The sequence below is a fragment of the Stenotrophomonas sp. CASM101 genome, assembly GCF_049384845.1.
GTDB classification, from domain to species: domain Bacteria; phylum Pseudomonadota; class Gammaproteobacteria; order Xanthomonadales; family Xanthomonadaceae; genus Stenotrophomonas; species Stenotrophomonas hibiscicola.
This window is the reverse complement of record NZ_JBMRFR010000021.1, coordinates 1-22,753: the sequence shown is the minus strand read 5'-3', so window position 1 is coordinate 22,753 and position 22,753 is coordinate 1. Positions and strand designations below refer to the sequence as shown.

The 22,753-nt window shown below is 67.9% G+C and carries 19 protein-coding genes; all 19 read left to right on the top strand.

The window, feature by feature from the left end; translation table 11 throughout:
* The first annotated feature begins 6 nt into the window (after positions 1-6).
* Positions 7-2,067 carry a flagellar biosynthesis protein FlhA gene (flhA, locus tag VG543_RS19195; RefSeq protein WP_171953159.1) on the top strand — a complete coding sequence of 687 codons (2,061 nt, stop codon included), beginning with the start codon at positions 7-9 and terminating at the stop codon, positions 2,065-2,067.
* A 145-nt stretch (positions 2,068-2,212) separates the two neighbouring features.
* Entirely contained in the window at positions 2,213-3,829 is a 1,617-nt protein-coding gene (gene flhF, locus VG543_RS19190; protein WP_423178533.1) for a flagellar biosynthesis protein FlhF, read from the top strand.
* The gene (locus VG543_RS19185; RefSeq protein WP_005409532.1) at positions 3,816-4,703 is read left to right on the top strand and encodes a MinD/ParA family ATP-binding protein; all 888 of its coding nucleotides are present in this window, start codon (positions 3,816-3,818) and stop codon (positions 4,701-4,703) included. Before flhF ends, VG543_RS19185 begins: the two co-directional genes overlap by 14 nt.
* On the top strand, positions 4,700-5,443 hold the full coding sequence (locus VG543_RS19180; RefSeq protein WP_019659593.1) for an RNA polymerase sigma factor FliA: 744 nt from the start codon (positions 4,700-4,702) through the stop codon (positions 5,441-5,443). Before VG543_RS19185 ends, VG543_RS19180 begins: the two co-directional genes overlap by 4 nt.
* A gap of 57 nt (positions 5,444-5,500) precedes the next feature.
* On the top strand, positions 5,501-5,893 hold the full coding sequence (cheY, locus tag VG543_RS19175; protein ID WP_019659592.1) for a chemotaxis response regulator CheY: 393 nt from the start codon (positions 5,501-5,503) through the stop codon (positions 5,891-5,893).
* Positions 5,893-6,498: a protein phosphatase CheZ gene (locus VG543_RS19170; protein ID WP_019659591.1), complete on the top strand. Its 606-nt coding sequence runs from the start codon at positions 5,893-5,895 to the stop codon at positions 6,496-6,498. Before cheY ends, VG543_RS19170 begins: the two co-directional genes overlap by 1 nt.
* Before the next feature lie 2 nt (positions 6,499-6,500).
* Positions 6,501-8,333: a chemotaxis protein CheA gene (locus VG543_RS19165; protein ID WP_026346971.1), complete on the top strand. Its 1,833-nt coding sequence runs from the start codon at positions 6,501-6,503 to the stop codon at positions 8,331-8,333.
* 103 nt (positions 8,334-8,436) lie between these two features.
* The gene (locus VG543_RS19160; RefSeq protein WP_010482457.1) at positions 8,437-9,177 is read left to right on the top strand and encodes a flagellar motor protein; all 741 of its coding nucleotides are present in this window, start codon (positions 8,437-8,439) and stop codon (positions 9,175-9,177) included.
* A 1-nt stretch (position 9,178) separates the two neighbouring features.
* Positions 9,179-10,195, top strand: a complete 1,017-nt coding sequence (gene motD / locus VG543_RS19155) for a flagellar motor protein MotD (RefSeq protein WP_407073515.1) — start codon at positions 9,179-9,181, stop codon at positions 10,193-10,195.
* 4 nt (positions 10,196-10,199) lie between these two features.
* The gene (locus VG543_RS19150; RefSeq protein ID WP_019659589.1) at positions 10,200-10,982 is read left to right on the top strand and encodes a ParA family protein; all 783 of its coding nucleotides are present in this window, start codon (positions 10,200-10,202) and stop codon (positions 10,980-10,982) included.
* Positions 10,979-12,196 (top strand): chemotaxis protein CheW, encoded by a 1,218-nt coding sequence (locus VG543_RS19145; protein ID WP_423178532.1) that lies wholly within the window; start codon positions 10,979-10,981, stop codon positions 12,194-12,196. Before VG543_RS19150 ends, VG543_RS19145 begins: the two co-directional genes overlap by 4 nt.
* Positions 12,197-12,308: 112 nt before the next feature.
* A complete protein-coding gene (locus VG543_RS19140; RefSeq protein ID WP_019659587.1) occupies positions 12,309-12,617 on the top strand; it encodes an STAS domain-containing protein in 309 nt (102 codons plus the stop codon).
* The gene (locus VG543_RS19135; protein WP_005409521.1) at positions 12,614-12,979 is read left to right on the top strand and encodes a response regulator; all 366 of its coding nucleotides are present in this window, start codon (positions 12,614-12,616) and stop codon (positions 12,977-12,979) included. The genes VG543_RS19140 and VG543_RS19135 overlap by 4 nt, the downstream gene beginning before the upstream one ends.
* Positions 12,980-13,024: 45 nt before the next feature.
* Entirely contained in the window at positions 13,025-14,998 is a 1,974-nt protein-coding gene (locus VG543_RS19130; RefSeq protein ID WP_423178531.1) for a chemotaxis protein CheA, read from the top strand.
* A 370-nt stretch (positions 14,999-15,368) separates the two neighbouring features.
* Positions 15,369-17,618, top strand: a complete 2,250-nt coding sequence (locus VG543_RS19125; RefSeq protein ID WP_423178530.1) for a methyl-accepting chemotaxis protein — start codon at positions 15,369-15,371, stop codon at positions 17,616-17,618.
* Positions 17,619-17,776: 158 nt separating this feature from the next.
* Positions 17,777-18,550 (top strand): flagellar brake protein, encoded by a 774-nt coding sequence (locus VG543_RS19120; protein WP_423178529.1) that lies wholly within the window; start codon positions 17,777-17,779, stop codon positions 18,548-18,550.
* Between the two features lie 232 nt (positions 18,551-18,782).
* The gene (locus tag VG543_RS19115) at positions 18,783-19,274 is read left to right on the top strand and encodes a chemotaxis protein CheW (RefSeq protein ID WP_019659583.1); all 492 of its coding nucleotides are present in this window, start codon (positions 18,783-18,785) and stop codon (positions 19,272-19,274) included.
* Between the two features lie 136 nt (positions 19,275-19,410).
* Entirely contained in the window at positions 19,411-19,794 is a 384-nt protein-coding gene (locus VG543_RS19110) for a hypothetical protein (RefSeq protein WP_021202161.1), read from the top strand.
* Positions 19,795-19,895: 101 nt separating this feature from the next.
* Positions 19,896-22,274, top strand: a complete 2,379-nt coding sequence (locus VG543_RS19105) for a methyl-accepting chemotaxis protein (RefSeq protein ID WP_346475070.1) — start codon at positions 19,896-19,898, stop codon at positions 22,272-22,274.
* Positions 22,275-22,753: the final 479 nt, after the last annotated feature.

Below are 22,753 nucleotides of genomic sequence, written 5' to 3'. Positions count from 1 at the left end.
CTGGAAATGATCCGCCAGGGTCTTGGCGCGCCGCTGATCGTGCTGGCCCTGCTGGCCATGGTCGTGGTGCCGCTGGCCGCGCCGGTGCTCGATGCGCTGTTCACCTTCAACATTGCCATCTCGCTGATGGTGCTGCTGGCGGTGGTCTACGTGAAGCGCCCGCTGGATTTCACCATCTTCCCGATCGTGCTGTTGATCACCACCATGCTTCGGCTGGCGCTGAACGTGGCCTCCACCCGCGTGATCCTGCTCAATGGCCAGAACGGGCACGATGCCGCGGGCAAGGTCATCGCCGCCTTCGGTGAATTCGTGATCGGCGGCAACTACGCGGTCGGCATCGTGGTGTTCGCGATCCTGACCATCATCAACTTCGTGGTCATCACCAAGGGCGCCGGCCGCGTCTCGGAAGTGACCGCGCGCTTCATCCTGGACGCGATGCCCGGCAAGCAGATGGCGATTGACGCCGACCTCAACGCCGGTTTGCTGACGCGTGAAGAAGCCAAGCTGCGCCGCGAGGAAGTCCGCGAGGAGGCCGACTTCTACGGTGCGATGGACGGTGCCAGCAAGTTCATCCGCGGCGACGCCATCGCCGGCATCCTGATCCTGTTCATCAACATGCTCGGCGGCCTGGCCGTGGGCGTGCTGCAGCATGGCATGCCGTTCGGCGAAGCCGCCGCCACCTATACCCTGCTGTCGATCGGTGACGGCCTGGTGGCACAGCTGCCGGCGCTGCTGGTCTCCAGCGCGGTGGCGATGCTGGTCACCCGCGCCTCGCGCTCGCAGGACATGGCCCAGGCCATGACCGGGCAGGTGTTCGGCCAGTACCGGGCGCTGGCGATCACCGCCGGCATCATCGGCCTGGTGGGCCTGGTGCCGGGCATGCCCAACGTCGCTTTCCTGACGCTGGCCTCGATCCTCGGCTTCATTGCCTGGAAGCTGTACCGCAAGACCCAGGCCCCGGCCGCCGATGCCGCCGCAACGGGCAAGGACCCGGCGGCGCTCAACGCCCTCGGCCGCCCGGCCGCGCCGGCGCCCACCGCCGAACTGAGCTGGGACGAACTGCGCCCGGTCGATCCGCTGGGCCTGGAGGTCGGCTACCGGCTGATTCCGCTGGTGGACAGCAACCAGGGCGGCGAACTGATGGCGCGCATCAAGGGCGTGCGCCGCAAGCTCACCCAGGATGTCGGCTTCCTGATTCCATCGGTACACATCCGCGACAACCTGGAACTGCCCGCCAACGGCTACCGCGTGCTGGTGCACGGCGTGCCGGTGGCCACCGCCGAGATCCACCCCGACCGCGAGCTCGCGCTGGACCCGGGCAGCGCGCTTGGCACGCTGGAAGGCATCGCCGGCAAGGACCCCGCGTTCGGCCTCGATGCCACCTGGATCCAACCGCACCAGCGTGCCCAGGCCGAAACGCTGGGCTACACGGTGGTCGACCCGGCCACCGTGGTCGCCACCCACCTTTCGCACCTGATCCGCGAGCACGCACCTGAGTTGCTCGGCCATGAGGAAGTGCAACACCTGCTGGCCAACCTGGCCAAGAGCGCGCCCAAGCTCGTCGAAGATCTGACGCCGAAGGCGCTGCCGCTGTCGGCGGTGGTGCGCGTGCTGCAGAACCTGCTGGTCGAGCGCATTCCGATCCGCCAGCTGCGCAAGATCGCCGAGGCACTGGTCGAACATGCGCCCAGCAGCCAGGACCCGGCCGTGCTGACCGCCGCCGTGCGCACCGCCCTGGGCCGCTTCATCGTGCAGGAGATCGCCGGAATGTCGGCGGAGCTGCCGGTGTTCACCCTCAACCCGCAATTGGAACGTGTCTTGCAGGAGTCCACGCAGGGCAACGGCGCCGCGCTGGAACCCGGACTCGCTGAGCGACTGCACCAGAGCCTGGCCGAATGTGTCAGCAAGCAGGAAGCCCGCAACGAGCCCGCGGTCGTGCTGGTACCTGGCCCGGTGCGCGCCGCGCTGGCACGCCTGGTCCGCCACAGCGTTCCGTCGCTGTCGGTCCTGGCCTACAGCGAGGTGCCGGAGGACAAGCGCCTGAAGCTGGTCGGAACGATCAGCTGACGCCGCCCGCCGACGCGCCAGAAAACAGACACCACCTTCGAACCAACGCAACAGACAGATACCAAGGGGAACCCGCACCGTGCAGACCACCGACCACCCGAGTTCCCCGGCCGCCACTCCGCCGTCTTCGCCTCGTGACCACAGCATGAAAATCAAACGATTCGTCGCCGCCGACATGCGTTCGGCCATGAACCTGGTGCGCAAGGAACATGGTCCTGATGCCGTGATCCTGTCCAACCGCCGGATCGAGGAAGGCATCGAGATCGTCGCCGCCGCCAACTACGATGAAAGCGCCGTGCAGCGTGCGCTGGAAGCCTCGCGCCGCGACGTGGCGCCGCCGCCGGCGCCCAAGCCGCGCACCGCCGCCGATGCGGTGATCGCCGCCGTCACCCGCCGTCGCAGCGCCACCCCGGCACCGGAGCCGGTCGCCGCCACCACCTCGGCGGTGGCCGCCCTCGCCCGCGCCGCGGTCGGCGCCACCGGCCGCACCCTGGACAGCGCCGACGAGATCGTGCCGACCCGCGGCAGCACCGGCTTTGCGGCCACCCTCGCGCGTGCCGCCGTCAACGAACCGGCGCTGCCGGAACAGATCTTCGCGCCGTTCGCCGAGGCCATCGTTGCACCGGCCGCCGCCGTGCCGGCCAACCGCGCCCGCTTCCAGATCGATCCGCCGCACGAGGCGCATCACGAAAGCGTGGCTCCGGCCGTGCAGCCGCCGCCGCTGCCGACCGCTGCCGTCGCCGACGCGCAGCCGGCCAGCGCCGCCAGCGAACCGGCGTTGGCCGATGCCATTGTCGAAACCGCGCCGGCCCCCACCCTGGCTCCGGCTCCGGTGCTGACGGTGGTCGCCCAGGACGACGCCGAGATCCGCCAGTTGCGCCAGGAAGTGGCCGGCATGCGCCAGGTGATCGAGCGCGAGATGAACCGCTTCACCGACGAGCGCCTGCGCGGCTGCCCGGTGCGCGCCACCGCGTTGGACCTGATGGACGGATATGGCTTCGATGCCGGCCTGGCCCGCGACGTGGCCATGCAGATCCCGCTGGAGACCGAAGCCCATCGTGGCCGCGGCCTGATGCTGGGGCTGATCTCGCGCAAGCTGCCGATCGCCCCGGTCGACCCGCTGGAAGAAGGCGGCGTGATCGCCCTGGTCGGCCCGACCGGCGCCGGCAAGACCACCACCATCGCCAAGCTGGCCTCGCGATTCGCCGAGAAGCACGCGCCGCGTGACGTCGCCCTGGTCACCACCGATACCGCCCGCATCGGCGCCCGCGAGCAGCTCTACGGCTACGGCCGCCAGCTCGGCATCGCGGTGCACGAGGCCAACAGCGGCACCGACCTGGACCAGCTGCTGGAACGCCTGAAGGACTACAAGCTGGTGCTGATCGATACCGCCGGCCTGGGCCCGCGCGACCGCGCGCTGGCCGCCCAGCTGCAGTGGCTGCGTGCCGCCCGCCAGGTGCGCACCCTGCTGGTGCTGCCGGCCAATACCAGCTTCGGCGACATGGACGAGGTGGTCCGCCGCTTCGGCGCCGCCAACCTGCAGGGTCTGGTGCTGAGCAAGCTGGACGAGACCGGCCGCTTCGGCAACGCCCTGTCTGTGGCCGTGGACCATGCCCTGCCGATCACCTGGGTGACCGATGGCCAGGACGTCCCGGAGGACCTGCACCGGGCCAGTGCAGCCAATCTCGTACTTCGCCTTGAAGATTTGCGCCGAGCGGCCGATATGCCCTGCAACCCGGAGTTGAACCATGCCGTCGCGTGAGTACGCCAAGCTGACCAAGACCTTCCCGTTGTCGGCCACCCGCAGCGAGCCGCTCGGCCCTGTGCGCACCATCGCGGTGACCGGCGGCAAGGGCGGCGTGGGCAAGACCAACGTCTCGGCCAACCTGGCTGTGGCGCTGGCGGGCATGGGCAAGCGCACGCTGCTGCTGGACGCCGACCTGGGCCTGGCCAACATCGACGTGATCCTGGGCTTGAACCCCACCTTTACGCTGGCCGACCTGGTGGCCGGCCGCTGCTCGCTGGACGACGTCATCGTCGAAGGCCCGAACGGCGTGCTGGTGGTCCCGGCCGCTTCCGGCCGCCGGCACATGGCCGAGCTGGCCCCGGCCGAGCATGTCGGCCTGGTCAACGTGTTCTCCGAACTGGAACGCGAGCTGGACATCATGGTGGTCGATACCGCCGCCGGCATCACCGACGGCGTGCTGACCTTCTGCCAGGCCGCGCAGGACACCGTGGTGGTGGTCTGTGACGAACCGGCCTCGATCACCGACGCCTACGCACTGATCAAGGTGCTGTCGCGCGAGCGCGGCGTGGACCGCATCCAGGTGGTGGCCAACATGGTGCGCGACCCCAACGAGGGCCGCGTGCTGTACGAAAAGCTGACCCGCGTGTGCGAGAAGTTCCTCGCCGATGTCTCGCTGAACTACCTGGGCTGCGTGCCGCAGGACGACTGGCTGCGCCTGTCGGTGCAGCGCCAGCAACCGGTGGTGAAGGCCTACCCGTCCAGCCCGGCCGCGCTGGCGATCACCGAGATCGCGCGCCGCACCGCACGCTGGCAGGCGCCGACCGAACCGCGTGGCGGCGTCGAGTTCTTCCTCGAGCGCATTCTCAAGCAGCGCGGGGTGGCCGCATGAAAGGCGCAGCCCAGTACCGGGAGGTCCAGCGCTCGGCGGCCAACGAGGTCATCTCCCAGCACTCGGACCTGGTGCGGCGCATCGCCCACCACCTGGCCGCACGCCTGCCGGCGAGCGTGGAGGTGGACGACCTGATCCAGGCCGGCATGATGGGGCTGATCGAAGCGTCGCGCAGCTACGACGCCGACCAGGGCGCCTCGTTCGAGACCTACGCCTCGATCCGCATCCGCGGTTCGATGATCGACGAGATCCGCCGTGGCGACTGGGTGCCGCGCTCGGTGCATCGCCGCGCACGCGACGCCGCTGCCACCATCCGCCGCCTGGAACAGAGCACCGGCCGTGCCGCCAGCGCCACCGAAGTGGCCGCCGCGATGGAGATGCCGCTGCCCGAATACCTGCGGCTGATGGAAGACGCCGCGCGTGGCCAGGTGCTGAGCCTGGAGTCACGCATCGAGGACCAGGGCGAGCTGGACACCGTCGCCCAGGGCGGCCCGACCCCGCAGCAGGTGCTGGAGCGCGGCGAGTTCGGCCGCGAGCTGGGCAAGGCCATCGGCCACCTGCCCGAGCGCGAACAGCTGGTGCTCTCGCTCTATTACGAGCAGGAACTGAACCTGAAGGAGATCGGCGCGGTGCTCGGCGTGAGCGAGTCGCGGGTCTGCCAGATCCACGGCCAGGCCGTGCTGCGCCTGCGTGGACGATTGAAGATTTTCGAGGCGGCCGACGCCGGCCTGGAAGAGTGAACATGCCCGAGGCGGCTGCCCCCGGCCACCCGGAATGAACAACAAAGGAACTCTGCTTTGAACAAGAACATGCGCATCCTGATCGTCGACGACTTCTCGACCATGCGTCGCATCGTCAAGAACCTGCTGGGCGATCTTGGCTTCACCAATACCGCCGAAGCCGAGGACGGGCATGCCGCGCTGTCGCTGCTGCAGAGCCAGTCGTTCGATTTCGTCGTCACCGACTGGAACATGCCGGTGATGACCGGCATCGAGCTGCTCAAGGCGATCCGCGCCGATGCCAAGCTGAAGACCCTGCCAGTGCTGATGGTCACTGCCGAAGCCAAGCGCGAACAGATCATCGAAGCCGCCCAGAACGGCGTGAACGGCTACATCATCAAGCCCTTCACCGCGCAGACGCTGGAAGAAAAGCTCGGCAAGATCTTTGAACGCCTGGCGGCCAGCGCCTGATGGATACCACGGTCGACAAGAACGCCCTCGCCCTGCGCCTGCAGGAAGCCTTGGACGCACTGGAGTCCGGTGACGAAGCTGCCTGGCGGCAACGCATCGACGGACTGGTCGCGCTGCGCACGCAGCCGATGATGAGCGGCCTGTCGCGGCTGGCCCGCGAGCTGGGACAGGCGCTGGGTGAACTGCCGACCGTGCCCAGCGAGGCCGGTGAGCTGGATGACGCCTGCGCGCGCCTGGACCACGTGGTGGCGATGACCGAACAGGCCACCCACCGCACCCTGGACCTGGCCGAGGAATGCCGCAGCCTGACCGAACAGCTGCGTGCCGAAGGCCTGCAGCCGGGCCAGGACGCGCAGCTCGAGCGCATCCGCCACAACCTGACCGAGATCGCCCTGACCCAGAGCTACCAGGACCTGACCGGGCAGATCATCCGTCGCGTGGTCGGCATCGTCCGCCGCGTGCACGAGGGCTTCGGCGCACTCGGCCTGCCGCCGGAACAGCATCGCACCGACCCGGCACTGGCCGGGCCGGCACTGAAGGGACTGGACCGCCACGCGGTCTCGCAGAACGACGCCGACGACCTGTTGTCGGATCTGGGGCTGTAAGCATGAGCGCGGTATCCGACGACATCACTGCCGATTTCATCATCGAGGCGCAGGAGATCCTGGACCGCCTCGGCGAACAGCTGGTGTCGCTGGAGCAGGCACCGCAGGACAGCGACCAGCTCAATGCGGTGTTCCGCGGCTACCACACGCTCAAGGGCGGCGCCGGCTTCCTCGGCGTCACTGCCATGGTCGAGCTGTGCCACGCCGCTGAGGAGGCGCTGGGCGCGGCGCGCGCCGGCCAGGCCGTGCTGCAGGCCCACCACTTCGACGCGGCCCAGCAATCACTGGATTACCTGCAGTCGATGCTGGACGCCGTGTCGTCCGGCACCGAGCCGGGCTATGCGCCGCCGGACCTGATCGCCCAGTTCGACGTGCACGGGGGTGCCGTGGCTGCGCCCGCCGCCGCCGCAGCACCCGCCGCGGGGGGCAGCGACCTGATCACCGACGACGAATTCGAGGCGCTGCTCGACCAGCTGCACGGTGGCAATGCTCCGACTGCGATCGCGCCGGCAAAAAAAGCCGACGACGGCCTGATCAGCGAGGACGAGTTCGAAGCCCTGCTCGACCAGTTGCACGGTGGCGCCGCACCGGGTGCCAAGCCTGCTGCAGTCCTGGCACCGGCGCCGGCGCCCGCGCCGCGCCCGGTCGCTGCACCGGCACCCGTGGCCAAGCCGGCGGCCAAGCCGCTGGCCGAGGCCGAACACACGGTGCGCGTTGATACCAAACGCCTGGACGCGATCGTCAACCTGATCGGCGAACTGGTGCTGTCGCGCAATCGGCTCAAGACCCTGCGTGCACGCCTGCGCGATGAAGAGCTGGACCGCGCCGTGTCGACGCTGGATATCGCCACCGCGCGCCTGCAATCGGCGGTGATGCGCACCCGCATGCAGCCGGTGGGCAAGGTCTTCTCGCGGTTCCCCAAGGTCGCCCGCGACGTTGCCCGCTCGCTGAAGAAGGAAGTGGACCTGGAGCTGATCGGTGCCGAGACCGAGCTCGACCGCAACCTGGTCGAGGCGCTGGCCGACCCGCTGGTGCACCTGGTCCGCAACGCCATCGACCACGGTGTGGAAATGCCCGACCTGCGCGAGGCGCAGGGCAAGCCGCGGATGGGCCATGTGCGCCTGTCGGCCCAGCAGGAAGGCGATTACGTCAGCATCGAGGTGCAGGACGATGGTGCCGGCATCGACCCGGAGAAGCTGCGCGCCAAGGCGCGCGAGAAGGGCCTGATCGATCCGGAAGCCGCCGCCCGCCTGAGCAGCGAGGAGTGCCTGCACCTGGTGTTCCTGCCGGGCTTCTCGACCAAGCAGCAGGTCACCGATATCTCCGGCCGTGGCGTCGGCATGGACGTGGTGCAGTCGCGCATCCGCGAACTGAGCGGCCAGATCCAGATCCAGTCGGAACTGGGTCGTGGCAGCCGCTTCCTGATCCGCGTGCCGCTCACCCTGGCGATCCTGCCGACCCTGCTGGTGCAGGCCGGCGAGGACGTCTACGCACTACCCCTGGCACGCGTGATGGAAGTGCTGCACGCGCCGCGCACCTCGCTGGGCTGGTTCGATGGCCGCGCCGTACTTGATCGCCGCTCGCACACCCTGCCGCTGGTCGACCTGCGCCAGTGGCTGGATGTGACACCGGCCGCGTCAACCCTGCTGACCATCGTGGTGCTGCAGGCCGGCGAAGCCCGCTTCGGGCTGGTCGTGGACCAGGTGCGCGGGCGTGAGGAAGTGGTCATCAAGCCACTGCCGAAGGCCCTGCGCGGCCTGCGCGGTTATGCCGGTGCAACCTTGATCGGCGATGGTCGCATGGCCCTGATCCTGGACGTGGACGGGCTGCGTTGAACCCCGCCAGGGCCATGCCCGGCGACCCGAAAAACTGTGACTACCGTCTGTACGCGATCTACCGGTGTCTCAAGTCCCATTCATACACGCCGATACCGGAACCATGGATAGACTCAGCCTCATTGGACTCTTTCTCGCCCTGGCCTCGCTGGTCGGCGGCAGCATCCTCAAGGGCGCCGGCCTGGCGTCGTTGTGGTCGCCTGCGGCGTTCGTGATCGTCATCGTCGGCACCGTCGCCGCGATCCTGCTGCATACCTCGCCGGCGGTGTTCAAGCATGCGTTCAAGATCGTGCGCTGGGTCGTACGCCCGCCACACAGCGATCGCCGTGAACTGATCCAGCAGATCGTCGAGTGGAGCAACATCGCCCGCCGCCAGGGCCTGCTGGGCCTGGAATCGCAGGTGGAAGCGCAGCAGGACCCGTTCCTGCGCAAGGGCCTGCAGCTGCTGGTGGACGGCGTCGAGCCCGAATCGATGCGGCACATGCTGGAAATCGAACTGGGCAGCCAGGAACACCAGGACCAGGCCGGCGCCAAGGTCTTCGAAGCGATGGGCATCTACGCACCGACACTCGGCATCATCGGTGCCGTGCTCGGCCTGATCGCGGTGATGAAGAACCTGGCCGACCCGAGCAAGCTCGGCCACGGCATCGCCGCCGCGTTCACCGCCACCATCTACGGCATCGCCTCGGCCAACCTGCTGTTCCTGCCGGTGGCTGCCAAGCTCAAGAGTGTGATCTCGCACAACACCCGCGACCGCGAAATGGTCATTGAAGGCCTGATTTCGATCGCCCAGGGCGAGAACCCGCGCAACATCGAAACCAACCTTTCCGGCTTCCTGCACTGACATGGCCCGCCGCAAGCACCACGAAGAGCATGCCAACCATGAAGCATGGGCGATCCCCTATGCCGACCTGATGACGCTGCTGCTCGCCTTCTTCGTGGTCATGTACGCGATCTCCTCGGTCAACGAGGGCAAGTACCGGATCATGGCCGACGCGCTCACCGATGCCTTCGGTGGCGCACCGCGCACCATCAACCCGGTGCAGGTGGGGAACAAGCAGGTGCAGGGTGGCGGCTGGGACAGCCCTTCGGTGATCAAGTCCGGCACCAAGATCGGCCCCTCCGCGCCGGCGCCGTCGCACGACCCGACCCTGCTGCCGTCGATGGCCTCGCAGATGCGCATGCCGGTCTCCGTGCACAACCAGGAACAGATCGCCCGTGCCGAGCGCCAGCTCAACAGCATCGCCGACCGCCTCACCGCTGCATTGGCGCCGCTGATCGACCGCGGCATGATCAGCGTGCGCCGCACCGAGTTGTGGATTGAAGTGGAGATCAACAGCGACATCCTGTTCCCCACCGGCTCGGCCGCGCTGGACGTGCATGCACGGCAGACGCTGGCCAGCCTCGCCGAGGTGCTGCGTGACGTGCCCAACAGCGTGCGCGTGGAAGGCCACACCGACAACGTGCCGATCGCCACCGCCACCTTCCCTTCGAACTGGGAACTGTCGGCCGGACGCGCCGCCAGCGTGGTGCATCTGTTCGCCGACCAGGGCCTGCAGCCGTCGCGGCTGGCGATGGTCGGCTATGGCCAGTTTCGTCCGCGCGAAGAGAACGACAGCGCGCAGGGGCGCAACCGCAACCGCCGGGTGATGGTCATCATCCTGGCCGACACCTCGCATTCGGTGGATCCGCTCGGCCAGCGCCTCAATGCGGCCACCGGCGCCGTCGACAACAGCACCACCGAACAAGCCGCCGCAACTTCGGCCAGCGCCCCCACCTCCCCCATCGCACCGGTGAAGTTGCCGCCGGTGCCGGCTGGCAGCCGCGTCGGCGCCGCCGTTCCCCCGGCAATGAAGGAGTAAACCGATGCGCATCTGGGCAATCGCCAACCAGAAGGGCGGAGTCGGCAAGACCACCACCACCCTCGCCCTCGGCCGCGGCCTGGCCGCGCTGGGCCATCGCGTGCTGCTGATCGATCTCGATCCGCACGCCTCGCTCAGCCGCGCCTTCGGCGTACCGGTGGATCCGCCGCCGGCCGGCGTGCTGGAACTGTTCGGCGCTCCGCCGGCCGATCTTTCCAGCCTGTGCCATGCCAGCAGCATCCAAGGCCTGGACTATGTCTGCGCGCAGTCGGCGCTGGCCACGCTGGAGCGCCGCAGCGCCAACCAGCCCGGCCTCGGCCTGGCCCTGCAGAACGCACTGGCGCGCCACCAGGGCCAGCACGACTACATCCTGCTGGACTGTGCCCCCACCCTTGGCCTGTTGATGATCAACGCGCTGGCCGCTGCCGACCGCCTGATCATCCCCACCCAGGCCGAGCCGCTGGCCCTGCATGGCCTGGACGGCATGGTCCGCACCGGCGAGATGGTCGAGCGCTCGCGCCGCCGCCCGCTGCCGATCTCGATCCTGCCGACCCTGTTCGACCGCCGCACCCGCGCCGGCAACGAGTCGCTGCGCACCATGCAGGATCGCCATGGCACCCGCGTGTGGGAAGACGCCATTCCGATCGACACCCGCATCAGCAATGCCGCAGGCCTGACCCTGCCCAGCGTTGGTGAGGAGTACCCGGGCCGCGGCCTGGCCGCCTATCGCCGCGCACTGAACTGGATCCTCGGTGAGGATGCCCGCGCCCTGGAGCAGGCCGCATGAACAGCACCGGCGTACTGGACGACTATCTGGACGAACTGCTGGGCGAAGCGATCGCTCCGGCCGTCGTGCTTCCAACGCCTGACAGCGTCGCCCCGGCCCCGGCCCCGGCCAGCATATCGCAACCGGACCATGAGCCGACCTGGGATGACCTGCCGGCCGAGGTGATCTACGAAACCGACACCGTCGCCGCGGCGCCTGCCGCGGACAACGCCGCGCTCGAAGCCGCCTTCGAGGCCGCCGCAACGGCCGGGCGCGAACCCACCTGGGACGATCTGCCTGCCGAGGTGATCTACGAAACGGAGACTGTTGCCGTTGCACCGGCAGAGGACGACGCAACACTGGAGGCCGCCTTCGAGGCCGCCGCAATGCCGGTCGCCGCTCCCGAGCGGGAACCGACCTGGGATGATCTGCCTGACGAGGTGATCCACGAGACGGCCCCGGCCAAGGCCGGCCCGGAGCCCACCTGGGACGACCTGCCCGACGAAGTGATCTACGAGACCGACGCGGCCGACAGCCATCACCTCGCCCACACTGACAGCCCCGGCCTGCAGGCAGCGTTCGAGGCCGCTGCCGGCGGCGCGGATGTCCCCACGCCGCCCCCGGCCGTGGTAGCGCCCCCGGCGCCGCGCCCTGCGCCCGCGCCTGCCCCGGCTGCGCCCGCTGCCGTCGCGCCGCCGCCCCGCGTTGCCGTGGATGCCCCGGCCACCAACCGTCCCGGCACCTGGCAGGAACTGCAGGCACAGGCTCTCCAGCCCGCCAGCAGCCCGCATCCGCAGAACCGCCGCGCCGGCGAGCGCACCTCGCGCTGGCTGCGCCTGCGTTGCGGCACCCAGGCTTATGCGCTGGAACTGCTGAAGGTGCAGGAAGTGGTGCTGCCAGTTCCCCTGCTGCCATTGCGCGGCACCGCACCAGCGATGCTCGGCATCATGAACCTTCGGGGCCAGGTGGTACCGGTGATGGATCTCGGCCTGCACCTGGGTGCGGCCGCTGCCGAAGACGATTCGCAGACCCGCATCGTGGTGCTGGAGGAAGACGGCGAAACCATCGGCCTGCGCGTGTCGGCAGTGGAAGATGTCGCCAACCTTACCGACTCGCAGATCGAGCCGCCTGATACCGCGCGCATCTGCCAGATTTCCAACGACCTGTTCCGTGGCGTCGCCCGGGTCAGCCAGCGTCCGATGATCCTGCTCGACGCCACACGGCTGTTGAGTTGAGTCGGCGCTTTGCGCCGACGCGGTGCCTGTCGGGGACGCACCGCGTCGATTCCCCTAAAGAACCCTGCCGGGGTGCCGTTATGGATCACGGAACCGTTTGTCCGGAGCAACGATGAGCACTGTCGAACTGGGTGGGGATCTCGGCATCGAGAGCAGCACCGAGCTCAAGAACCGCCTCGCCCCGCTGGTGGCGCAGGCAGGCGAGCTGACCCTGGATGCAAGCCAGGTCGCCCGCATCCACACGGCCGCCGTGCAGGTGCTGTGTGCATTCGTGCAGGCCCGCCGCGAGGCCGGCCTGGGCACCGGCTTCCACGGTTGCACCGCAACCTTCCGTGACGCCGCGCGCCTGCTGGGCGTCACCCAGGCCCTGGGCCTGGACGCAACCCATGACAACCTGAAATCTGTGGAGAACGCTGCATGAGCGCACGTATCTTGGTGGTGGACGATTCGGCGTCGATGCGCCAGATGGTTTCCTTCGCCCTCACCTCGGCCGGTTTTGCCGTCGAAGAAGCCGAAGACGGCGCGGTCGCGCTGGGTCGCGCCAAGGGCCAGCGCTTCAACGCGGTGGTCACCGACGTCAACATGCCGAACATGGACGGCATCGCGCTGATCCGCGAACTGCGCCAGCTGCCGGACTACAAGTTCACCCCGCTGCTGATGCTGACCACCGAATCGGCCGCCGACAAGAAGTCCGAAGGCAAGGCCGCCGGTGCCACCGGCTGGCTGGTCAAGCCGTTCAATCCCGAACAGCTGGTCGCCACCGTGCAGAAAGTGCTGGGCTGATCGCCCCGCACCGCTCCCCTTCTTCGCTTCCGGACCGCCACTGCCATGAGCATGGACCTGCAACGCTTCCACGCCACCTTCTTCGAGGAGAGCCGCGAAGGCCTCGACGCGATGGAGGCTGGCCTGCTGGCCCTGGAATCGGGGCAGCAGGACGCGGAGATCATCAATTCGGTGTTCCGCGCCGCCCATTCGATCAAGGGCGGCGCCGGCACCTTCGGCTTCGATGCCATCGCCGGCCTGACCCACGTGCTGGAAACGCTGCTCGATGAGCTGCGTGCCGGCAAGCGGTCGCTGGAAGGCCATGCCGTCGACGCCATGCTGTCTTCGGTGGATGTGCTTCGCGCCCTGCTGCGCGAAGCCGAACACGGCCAGGCTGCCGACCCCGCCGCTGTCGCCGCAGTGAAGGCGCGCCTGGAAGCCGTTCTCTCCGGCCAGGCCGCATCGAGCGCTCCGGTCGCGGCAGCGGCCAAGGTGGACGATACCCCCGAAGCCTGGCAGATCGGTTTCACTCCGGCGCCGTCGCTGTTCATGAGCGGCAACGACCCGCTGCGCATCATCCGCGAGCTGGAACACCTCGGCTCGCTGCAGGTCGCCGCGCGCATGGAACGCCTGCCCGGCTTCGCCCAGCTCGACCCGCTGGAGGCCCACCTGGCGTGGGATCTGGGCCTGGTCGGCAAGGTGCCGCGCAGCAAGATCGAAGACACCTTCGCCTGGGTGCTGGACGACTGCGAACTGGACATCCGACCGGCCGCGCCGCCAAGCCTGGCCACCCAGGCCCCCGCTCCGGTGGCAGCGGCGCCGTCGGCACCTGCCGCGCCTGCCGCCAGCGGTGGTGCCAGCCAGGAAGCGGAAACCTCGATCCGCGTCAGCGTCGACAAGGTCGATGCGCTGATCAACCTGGTCGGCGAACTGGTCATCACCCAGGCCATGCTCAAGCAGGTCTCGCACGCGCTGGACCCGGTCCACGCCGAGAGCCTGTTCGCCGGCCTGGACCAGCTTGAACGCAACACCCGCGACCTGCAGGAAGCGGTGATCGGCGTGCGCATGCTGCCCGTCGATGCGGTGTTCCGCCGCTTCCCGCGCCTGGTCCGGGACCTGTCCAGCCGCCTCGGCAAGCAGGTCCGCCTGCGCACCGTCGGCGAAGGCACCGAACTGGACAAGGGCCTGATCGAGAAGATCGCCGATCCGCTGGTGCATCTGGTACGCAACTCGATCGACCACGGCCTGGAAATGCCCGACGTCCGCCGCGGTGCGGGCAAGGACGAGACCGGCACGATCACGCTGGCAGCCTCGCATCAGGGCGGCCATATCGTCATCGAAGTCAGCGACGATGGCCGTGGCCTGGACCGCGCCAAGATCCTGGCCAAGGCTCACGAACGCGGCCTGGCCGTGCCGGACAACCCGACCGATTCACAGGTCTGGGACCTGATCTTCCAGCCAGGCTTCTCCACGGCCGATGCGGTCACCGACCTGTCCGGGCGTGGTGTCGGCATGGACGTGGTCCGCCGCAACATCCAGGCACTGGGCGGCGAGGTGCAGATCGAAAGCAGCCTCGGTACCGGCACCCGCACGCTGATCCGCCTGCCGCTGACCCTGGCCATCCTCGATGGCATGACCGTGGCGGTGGCCGGCGAAACCCTGATCCTGCCCCTGGCGTACGTGCTGGAGGCGCTGCAGCCGCAGGCCGAGGACATCCGCAGCATGGCCGGCGAGGGCCGCGTGCTGCGCGTGCGTGGCGAGTACCTGCCGATCCTCTCGCTGAGCGAGTACTACGGCTACGGCAACCGCGCACCCGGCAGCGAATCGCTGGTGGTGGTGGTCGAAGGTGATGGCCAGAAGATCGCGCTGGAGGTGGACGAACTGGTCGGCCAGCAGCAGGTCGTGGTGAAGAACATCGAGAACAACTACCGCCGCATCGGCGGAGTGTCCGGCGCCACCATCCTCGGCGACGGGCGGGTCGCGCTGATCGTCGACATCGGTGGGTTGGTGCGCTCGCTGCGGATGCCGCAGGCGGCCTGATCCACGCTGCATGCGAACCATGGACCGCCGCCCTCCGGGGCGGCGGTTTTTGTTTGTGCGCGCTCTGCCAAGGGGGTCGGATCCCTTTCCGCAGGAAAGGGATCCGACCCCATCACTTCTGTGAACTCCGTCGCCATGATGGTTGCGGGCGCAACTACTTCATCCAAGCGAAACCACGCCCCTGCAAGGCTTTCGCGCTGTCATCCCTACGCAACCGAATGTGATCTGCGTCCATAAAGTCCACGCGGACGGCGCCGTTATTTCGCATTGACGGCCGTCACCGAACCCCACCGGGAACCACCGTTCGCTCTGCAACCACCCCCAAACCGGCGCACAGACGCCGGCACTCTGCCCACCTGGAGCACCCTGCATGAAGTGGTTCCAAGATCTGCCCATCGCCCGCAAGCTGGCCGTGGGGTTCACCCTCACCACCTTGATGACCGTCGTACTGGGCGCCTTCGCCCTGGTCCGCCTGTCCGAGGCCAACGCGCAGTTGAGCGCGATGGCCTCCAACGATATTCCGTCCGTGCAGTACCTCGGCGAAGTGCGCTCGCAGCTGGGTGAGTTCCGCACCTATGAGCTGGCCCAGCTGAGCATGCTGGACCAGCCCGAGAAGGTGGCCGACTACAACAAGCGCATGGATGACACCGCCGCCGTCGTGCGCGAACAGCTGGCCGCATACGCCAAGCTGCCGGCCGGCGCCAAGGAGCGCGAGCTCTACCGCGCCGTGCAGGCCGACGTTGATGGCTACTTCGCAGCCAATGCCAAGCTGCGCGAAGCGGCCACCGCCGGCGATGGCGTCGTCGCACGGCAGATCTCCGACGACCAGTCGCGCCCGCTGCGCCGCAAGGCCTTTGAAGACCTCAAGGCACTGGGCGCGTACAGCAGCTCGCTGATGCAGGGCAAGATCGACAACGCCAATGCCACCCACCGCAACAGCATGCTGGCGATCATTGCCGCCGTCGTATTGCTGGTTGTGGTCGCCGCAACACTGGCGGCGGTCATCTCGCGCGCCGTGGTCGGCCCGCTCGGCAAGGCCGTGAACGCCATCCAGGCCGTCGCACGCGGCGACCTCAGCGTCACCACCCAGAGCACCGGCAAGGACGAGGCTGGCCGCATGCTGGCAGCCACCGCCGACATGACCGCGATGCTGCGCCGCTTCAGCGAACAGACCCAATTGATGGCACAGATGCATGCCGGCCCGGACATCAGCCACCGTATTCCGGAAGACTTCCCGGGCGTCTACGGCCAGCTGGCCAGCGGCATCAACACGGTGATCTTCGAACACCTCGATGCGATCGTCGATGCCATTGAAGTGCTCAACCAATACGCCATCGGCAACCTCGCCCCGGACGCCCGCCGCCTGCCCGGCAGCCGCGCGATCCTGCACGAGTCGATGGATGCGGCCAAGGCCAGCCTGCTGGCCATCAACACGCAGATCCAGCAGCTGGCCTCGGCCGCCGCCGCCGGCGACTTCAGCCAGCGCGGTGACGCGCAGCGCTTCGATCACGACTTCCGCGTGATGATCGAGCAGCTCAACAGCATGATGCAGGTCGCCGACGGCAACCTCGGCCAGCTCTCGCAGCTGCTGCAATCGATCGCCGCCGGCGATCTGACCGCGCGCATGGACGGCCAGTTCAACGGCGTGTTCGCCCGCATGCGTGACGACGCCAACACCACCGTCGCACAGCTGACCCAGATCGTCAGCCAGATCCAGGCCAGTGCCTCCAGCATCACCCTCGCCGCTGGCGAGATTGCGTCCGGCAACAGCGACCTGTCGCGCCGTACCGAGCAGCAGGCCGCCAACCTGGAAGAGACTGCCGCCTCGATGGAGGAACTGACCTCCACCGTGCGCCAGAACGCCGAACACGCCCGCCAGGCCAACCAGCTCGCCATCGGCGCGCATGGAGTCGCCTCGCAGGGCGGTGAGGTGGTGGGCCAGGTGGTTACCACCATGTCGGCCATCGAAGCCTCGTCGAAGAAAATCGCCGAGATCATCAGCGTCATCGACGGCATCGCGTTCCAGACCAACATCCTGGCACTGAACGCCGCGGTGGAAGCCGCGCGTGCCGGTGAACAGGGTCGCGGATTCGCAGTGGTCGCCAGCGAAGTACGCACCCTCGCCCAGCGCTCGGCCGCCGCCGCCAAGGAAATCAAGGGCCTGATCGACGACTCGGTGGGCAAGGTCGCCGAAGGCTCCAGCCTGGTGCACCAGGCCGGCAGCACGATGGGCGAGATCGTCGCCTCGGTGCAGCGCGTGACCGACATCATGGCCGAGATCTCCGCCGCATCGCAGGAACAGAGCGCCGGCATCGAGCAGGTCAACCAGACCGTGGTGCAGATGGACGAAACCACCCAGCAGAACGCTGCGCTGGTGGAGGAAGCCACCGCCGCCGCGCGTGCGATGGAAGACCAGGCCGTGCAGCTGGGCGAAGCCGTGGCCCGCTTCCGGCTGGCATCGCAGGGCACGACGGCCATTCCGGCGCGTCCGCTGGCGGCGCCGGTACCACGCCAGGTCGCAGCTGCCGCACCGGCCGTGAAGGCGGCCCCGGCACGTACGCTGCGCACCGCGACAGCCCAGTCGGCGCTGGCTGCAGACGGCGACTGGCAGGAGTTCTGATGTCGCCAGGGACGGACCCTTTTCCTTCGGGAGAGGGGTCTGGCCCCTTACGCATGGAAAGTGATGCAAATCCCACTTCATAATCCGGTGCAGAGGTCGATATCCCCATCGAGCCTCGCGCCAACGCGTGCTGGCGCCCGCCCCTGACCGTAGATTCCATGTCCGACGGCAACCACACTGCAGTGCATGATGTCCACGCGGCTGATGCCGCCGACGAACGTTTCCTGGTCCGCAACCCGCGCCAGTTGCGCCAGCTGCTGCGCTCGCTGATCGACCAGCGATCACTGATCAATGCCCATATCGACGGCCGCGACCGGTCGTTCCCGACCGCACTGCTCGAACTCGAAGAGGATGAAGACTACCTGCTGCTCGATGGCAGCCCGCAGGAGGCTTCCAACCGCGCCGCCGAACAGGCCGACCATCTGCTGTGCTTCGCCCAGCTCGAGCGTGTCCTCGTGCGGTTCCGCCTGCACGCGCTGGAGCGCGTGGACAACGATGGACACGTTGCCTTCCGCGCCCCCCTTCCGGACGAACTGGTGCATCTGCAACGCCGTGAGATGTACCGGCTGGAAACCCCCGTCACCGATTCGCCCCAACTGCGGATCCCCGCCGGCGAGAGCCGCGCCGACGCCCTGTCGATGCGGGTGGTGGACATCAGTGGCGGCGGCCTGGCGGTCGCCGTGCCAACCGATTGCGCAGTGTTCAGCCTGCAGAAGCGCTACCCGGCGGTGCTGTCGTTGCCCGACGGCCCGGACCTGGAGATCGGGCTGGTTGTCTGCAACCTGTTGCCGCAGCGCCAACCCAACGGGATCGAGATCAAGCGGGTAGGCATGCGCTTTGACACCCTGCCGCGCGGCGCCGACAGCGCCATCCAGCGCTACATCTTCCGCATCGACCGCCAGCGCAAGGCACGCCGCAACGGCGAGCTCTGAGGCCCGTTCGACCGTTCCTGCCGGCCGGCGGCCGGCAACTCGCATGATGCCGTCGCCGGCCAGCGGCCGGCACTACCGAACTTCGGCGGATCCACGCCATATGCGCGTGCCGGCCGCGCCGCGGTAGATCCACGCCATGCGTGGATGCCTCTCCCCCGGCACCTAAAGTCCCCCCACGCGGCGCCGATATCGAGCCTGACACCGGGACTTCCGGCAGAACCAGGACCCCTCGATGAACGACAAGACCAACTCCGCCGCCAGCGCCGGTGGCGAATTCCTCAGCTTCACCCTTGGTGACGAGCACTACGGCGTGGACATCCTCAAGGTGCAGGAAATCCGTGGCTACGACGCCGTCACCCGGGTGCCGGATGCCCCGGACTACATCAAGGGCGTGATCAACCTGCGTGGCACCATCGTGCCGGTCATCGACCTGCGCCTGAAGCTGCGCCTGGACAATGCCCGCTACGACGCCTTCACCGTGATGATCGTGCTGAACGTCGAAGACCGCGTGGTCGGCATCGTGGTCGACAGCGTTTCGGACGTCATCCCGCTGTCGGCCGAGCAGATCCGTCCGACCCCGGAATTCGGTGCTGCCGTCGACACCCGCTTCATCTCCGGCATCGGCACCCACGACGACCGCATGCTGATCCTGCTGGACATCGAGACGCTGCTCGACAGCGCCGACATGGGGCAGAACGCCCTTGCCGAAGACGCTGCTGCCTGACCGAGCGGACCTGCTTCACGTTCCGGTCACAAAACCCTTCAGTTCTCCCCGGCAGTGCCGATAGGGGGACAGAAGCCGGTCGCGCAGGAGCGCGCAGAACCGGAACGACCATCACCATCCCCGGAGATATACCTCGATGAAGTCCCTGCTTGCGTTCGTTTCGGCCGCTGTCCTGGCCACCACCGCTTCCTCCGCGTTCGCCCAGTCGGCCGATATGATCCCGCCGGAACTGGCACCGCGCTCGGTCGGCAAGGACGGCATGGTCTGCGGCAAGGTCGAGAAGGCCCGCTACGCAGAAGGTTCCGAAGGCCAGCCGACCTTCCTTTACATGGGCGGCGCCTTCCCGCGCCACACCTTCTCGGCCCGCATCGCCGGCGAGAACCGCAGCAAGTTCTCCTTCCCGCTGGAAACCCTGGAAGGCAAGACCGTCTGCGTGATCGGCAAGATCCAGCGTGACGCCTCGCGCGCGGAAATCGAAGTCAGCTCGCCGGCTGGCCTGAAGCTGGCCAACATCAAGTAATCCGCTGTCCGTCGGACCACGCCGGTGCTGGTGCCGGCGTGGTTTCTGCTGCAACCGGGCCCGATGCCCGGGCGCGTCTGCCTTAGGAGCTCGCAACGCCCATGCCGTGGATCAACAACCTGAAACTGATGCCGAAGCTGCTGCTGACTTTCGGCGTCCTCCTGCTGGTGATGCTGTTGCAGGGCATCGTCGCCTATCGCGGCCTGCATTCGCTGAACAACGTCACCACCGAGCTGGCCGGTTCACGCATGGAGAGCATCCGCCTCGCCGGCGAGATGCGCGGCATGCTGGGCGAATACCGCAATGCCGCCTACCAGCAACTGATCCGGGCCAGCGACGACGTCAAGTCCGATGCACGCAAGCAGGGCGTCGAGCTGCGCGCGAGCATGGACAAGTCGATCAAGGAGTACCCGAAGCTGGTCGACAACGCGCAGCAGAAGAAGCTGTTCGACACCTTCGCCAAGGAGTGGAAGGACGCCCTGGCCTCCTATGACAGTGTCACCGAGATGCTGGAACTGGACCTGCCGGACGATGCCATCGATACCTTCGTCGGCGAAACCCGCACCAAGCACCGCAAGGCCGCCTCGGCACTGGAAGCGCTGATCGCCGAAGACAACCGCCTGGCCCGCGCCTCGCGCGAACAGGCCGCGTCCACCTATTCCGCCTCGGCCGTGCTGACCGTGATCGCCCTGCTGGGTGGCGCCGCGCTCGGCCTGGTGCTGGTCTGGCTGTTCGCCCGCGCACTGGTCGGCAGCGTGCGCGGCGCCGTCTCGGTCGCCAACGACGTCGCCGGTGGCAAGCTCGATGGCCATATCGACGTCAGCCGCCAGGACGAGGTAGGCGAACTGATGCAGGCCATGCAGCGCATGCAGCGCGACCTGCGCGAACGCATCGAGACCGACCAGGCGGTCGCCCGCGAGAACCTGCGCATCCGCACCGCGCTGGATTACAGCTCCACCGGCGTGTACCTGACTGATACCAGCAACACCATCGTTTACACCAATCGCGCCCTGCAGCAGACCCTGAGCCAGTACCAGGACGACGTGCGCCGCGACCTGCCGGACTTCGATGCCCAGGCCTCGCTGATCGGCAAGCCGGTCACCGTGCTTGAGCACCGTGGCGAAATGGACCAGACCCTGCTGGGCAACCTGAAGGCGCACGGTGTCGCCCGCCGCCCGATGCAGTATGGCGACGCCCAGTTTGCCCAGGTCGTCTCGACCATCCGCAATGAGGACGGTGACACTGTCGGCTACGTGGTGGAATGGCGCGACCGTACCCAGGAAGCGCAGGTTGAAGCGGAAGTGGCCCGCGTGATCGCCCAGGCCGCCGCCGGCGACCTGTCTGGCCGCATTGACGCCACCGACAAGGAAGGCTTCTTCCTGCAGCTGGCCCAGCAGATCAACGGCCTGCTGGACGCCAACGCCGGCAGCATCGAACAGATCTCCGGCCTGCTCGCCGCACTGTCGCAGGGTGACCTGACCGTGCGCATGCATGGCGACTACCAGGGTGTGTTCGCCCGTATGCGCGACGATGCCAACGCCACAGCCGCGCAGCTGAGCGAGATCGTCACCCGCATCAAGCAGTCCAGCCGCGCGATCAGCTCGGCCGCCGGCGAGATCGCCTCGGGCAACAGCGATCTGTCGCGCCGTACCGAACAGCAGGCCGCCAATCTGGAAGAAACCGCAGCCTCGATGGAGGAACTGACCTCCACCGTGCGCCAGAACGCCGAACACGCCCGCCAAGCCAACCAGCTCGCCATCGGCGCCCATGGCGTCGCCTCGCAGGGCGGTGAGGTGGTCGGCCAGGTGGTTACCACCATGTCGGCCATCGAAGCCTCGTCGAAGAAAATCGCCGAGATCATCAGCGTCATCGACGGCATCGCGTTCCAGACCAACATCCTGGCACTGAACGCCGCGGTGGAAGCCGCCCGTGCCGGCGAACAGGGCCGTGGCTTCGCCGTGGTTGCCAGCGAAGTGCGTACCCTCGCCCAGCGCTCGGCCGCCGCCGCCAAGGAAATCAAGGGCCTGATCGACGACTCGGTCGGCAAGGTCAACGATGGCTCGGCGCTGGTGCACAAGGCTGGCGCCACCATGGGCGAGATCGTCGCCTCGGTGCAGCGCGTGACCGACATCATGGCCGAGATCTCCGCCGCCTCGCAGGAACAGAGCGCCGGCATCGAGCAGGTCAACCAGACCGTAGTGCAGATGGACGAGACCACGCAGCAGAATGCTGCTCTGGTGGAGGAAGCCACCGCCGCCGCCCGCGCCATGGAAGAACAGGCCGGCCACCTCAGCGAGGCCGTGTCGATCTTCGTGGTGGACGAAGCCGAGGTCGTGGCCGCCCCGCGCGTCGTCGCTGCCCCTGCCCCGCGCGCCACGGCGCCGGTCGCTCCGGCACCGGTCGCACCGCCGGCCCGGCGCACCGCGGGTGGTCGCCCGATGGCCACCGAACTGGCCGACGGAGACTGGCAGGAGTTCTGATGCCTGCCTGACCTGACGGACGAAGACGCCCCGGCCCTGCGCTGGGGCGTTTTCGTTTACGGGGTATCTGGATATCAAGCCAACGGCGAAGCCCCTCGGGGTGGTCGGTCGAAGCGCTGGGTTACTGAGGGTTGGCCGAGAGGGTGGGCTGCGCAGGGGACGCCGTGAATACGTCCTTGTAGGCTCGATCGCCGCTTGCTCGTGTGCGCTGTCCTGCGCACACGGCAAGACCGGGGATGGGCGTCCTGCCCAACCCGCCCGAGGCATGCCTCGGGCCCATGCGGCTCACGCCCCTGCGCAGCCCACCCTCCCGGCCACGGAAAATTTCCGTGCGCGTCCACCCCGGATTGAAGAAAGAAAAGCAAAAAACAAAAGCCAGGTCACTTCCGGGGTCAGATCCGTTTTCCTGCGGAAAACGGATCTGACCCCTCTTTCCACTTGGAAACCCAACGCACATGACGTCCGACCCCCGGATAGAG

Bases quoted from the DNA above. Each gene is read 5' to 3' on its own strand.
- flhA (WP_171953159.1), top strand. From the start codon at position 7: ATGATCCGCCAGGGTCTTGGCGCGCCGCTGATCGTGCTGGCCCTGCTG.
- flhF (WP_423178533.1), top strand. From the start codon at position 2,213: ATGAAAATCAAACGATTCGTCGCCGCCGACATGCGTTCGGCCATGAAC.
- VG543_RS19185 (WP_005409532.1), top strand. From the start codon at position 3,816: ATGCCGTCGCGTGAGTACGCCAAGCTGACCAAGACCTTCCCGTTGTCG.
- VG543_RS19180 (WP_019659593.1), top strand. From the start codon at position 4,700: ATGAAAGGCGCAGCCCAGTACCGGGAGGTCCAGCGCTCGGCGGCCAAC.
- VG543_RS19170 (WP_019659591.1), top strand. From the start codon at position 5,893: ATGGATACCACGGTCGACAAGAACGCCCTCGCCCTGCGCCTGCAGGAA.
- VG543_RS19165 (WP_026346971.1), top strand. From the start codon at position 6,501: ATGAGCGCGGTATCCGACGACATCACTGCCGATTTCATCATCGAGGCG.
- VG543_RS19160 (WP_010482457.1), top strand. From the start codon at position 8,437: ATGGATAGACTCAGCCTCATTGGACTCTTTCTCGCCCTGGCCTCGCTG.
- motD (WP_407073515.1), top strand. From the start codon at position 9,179: ATGGCCCGCCGCAAGCACCACGAAGAGCATGCCAACCATGAAGCATGG.
- VG543_RS19150 (WP_019659589.1), top strand. From the start codon at position 10,200: ATGCGCATCTGGGCAATCGCCAACCAGAAGGGCGGAGTCGGCAAGACC.
- VG543_RS19145 (WP_423178532.1), top strand. From the start codon at position 10,979: ATGAACAGCACCGGCGTACTGGACGACTATCTGGACGAACTGCTGGGC.
- VG543_RS19140 (WP_019659587.1), top strand. From the start codon at position 12,309: ATGAGCACTGTCGAACTGGGTGGGGATCTCGGCATCGAGAGCAGCACC.
- VG543_RS19135 (WP_005409521.1), top strand. From the start codon at position 12,614: ATGAGCGCACGTATCTTGGTGGTGGACGATTCGGCGTCGATGCGCCAG.
- VG543_RS19130 (WP_423178531.1), top strand. From the start codon at position 13,025: ATGAGCATGGACCTGCAACGCTTCCACGCCACCTTCTTCGAGGAGAGC.
- VG543_RS19125 (WP_423178530.1), top strand. From the start codon at position 15,369: ATGAAGTGGTTCCAAGATCTGCCCATCGCCCGCAAGCTGGCCGTGGGG.
- VG543_RS19120 (WP_423178529.1), top strand. From the start codon at position 17,777: ATGTCCGACGGCAACCACACTGCAGTGCATGATGTCCACGCGGCTGAT.
- VG543_RS19115 (WP_019659583.1), top strand. From the start codon at position 18,783: ATGAACGACAAGACCAACTCCGCCGCCAGCGCCGGTGGCGAATTCCTC.
- VG543_RS19110 (WP_021202161.1), top strand. From the start codon at position 19,411: ATGAAGTCCCTGCTTGCGTTCGTTTCGGCCGCTGTCCTGGCCACCACC.
- VG543_RS19105 (WP_346475070.1), top strand. From the start codon at position 19,896: ATGCCGTGGATCAACAACCTGAAACTGATGCCGAAGCTGCTGCTGACT.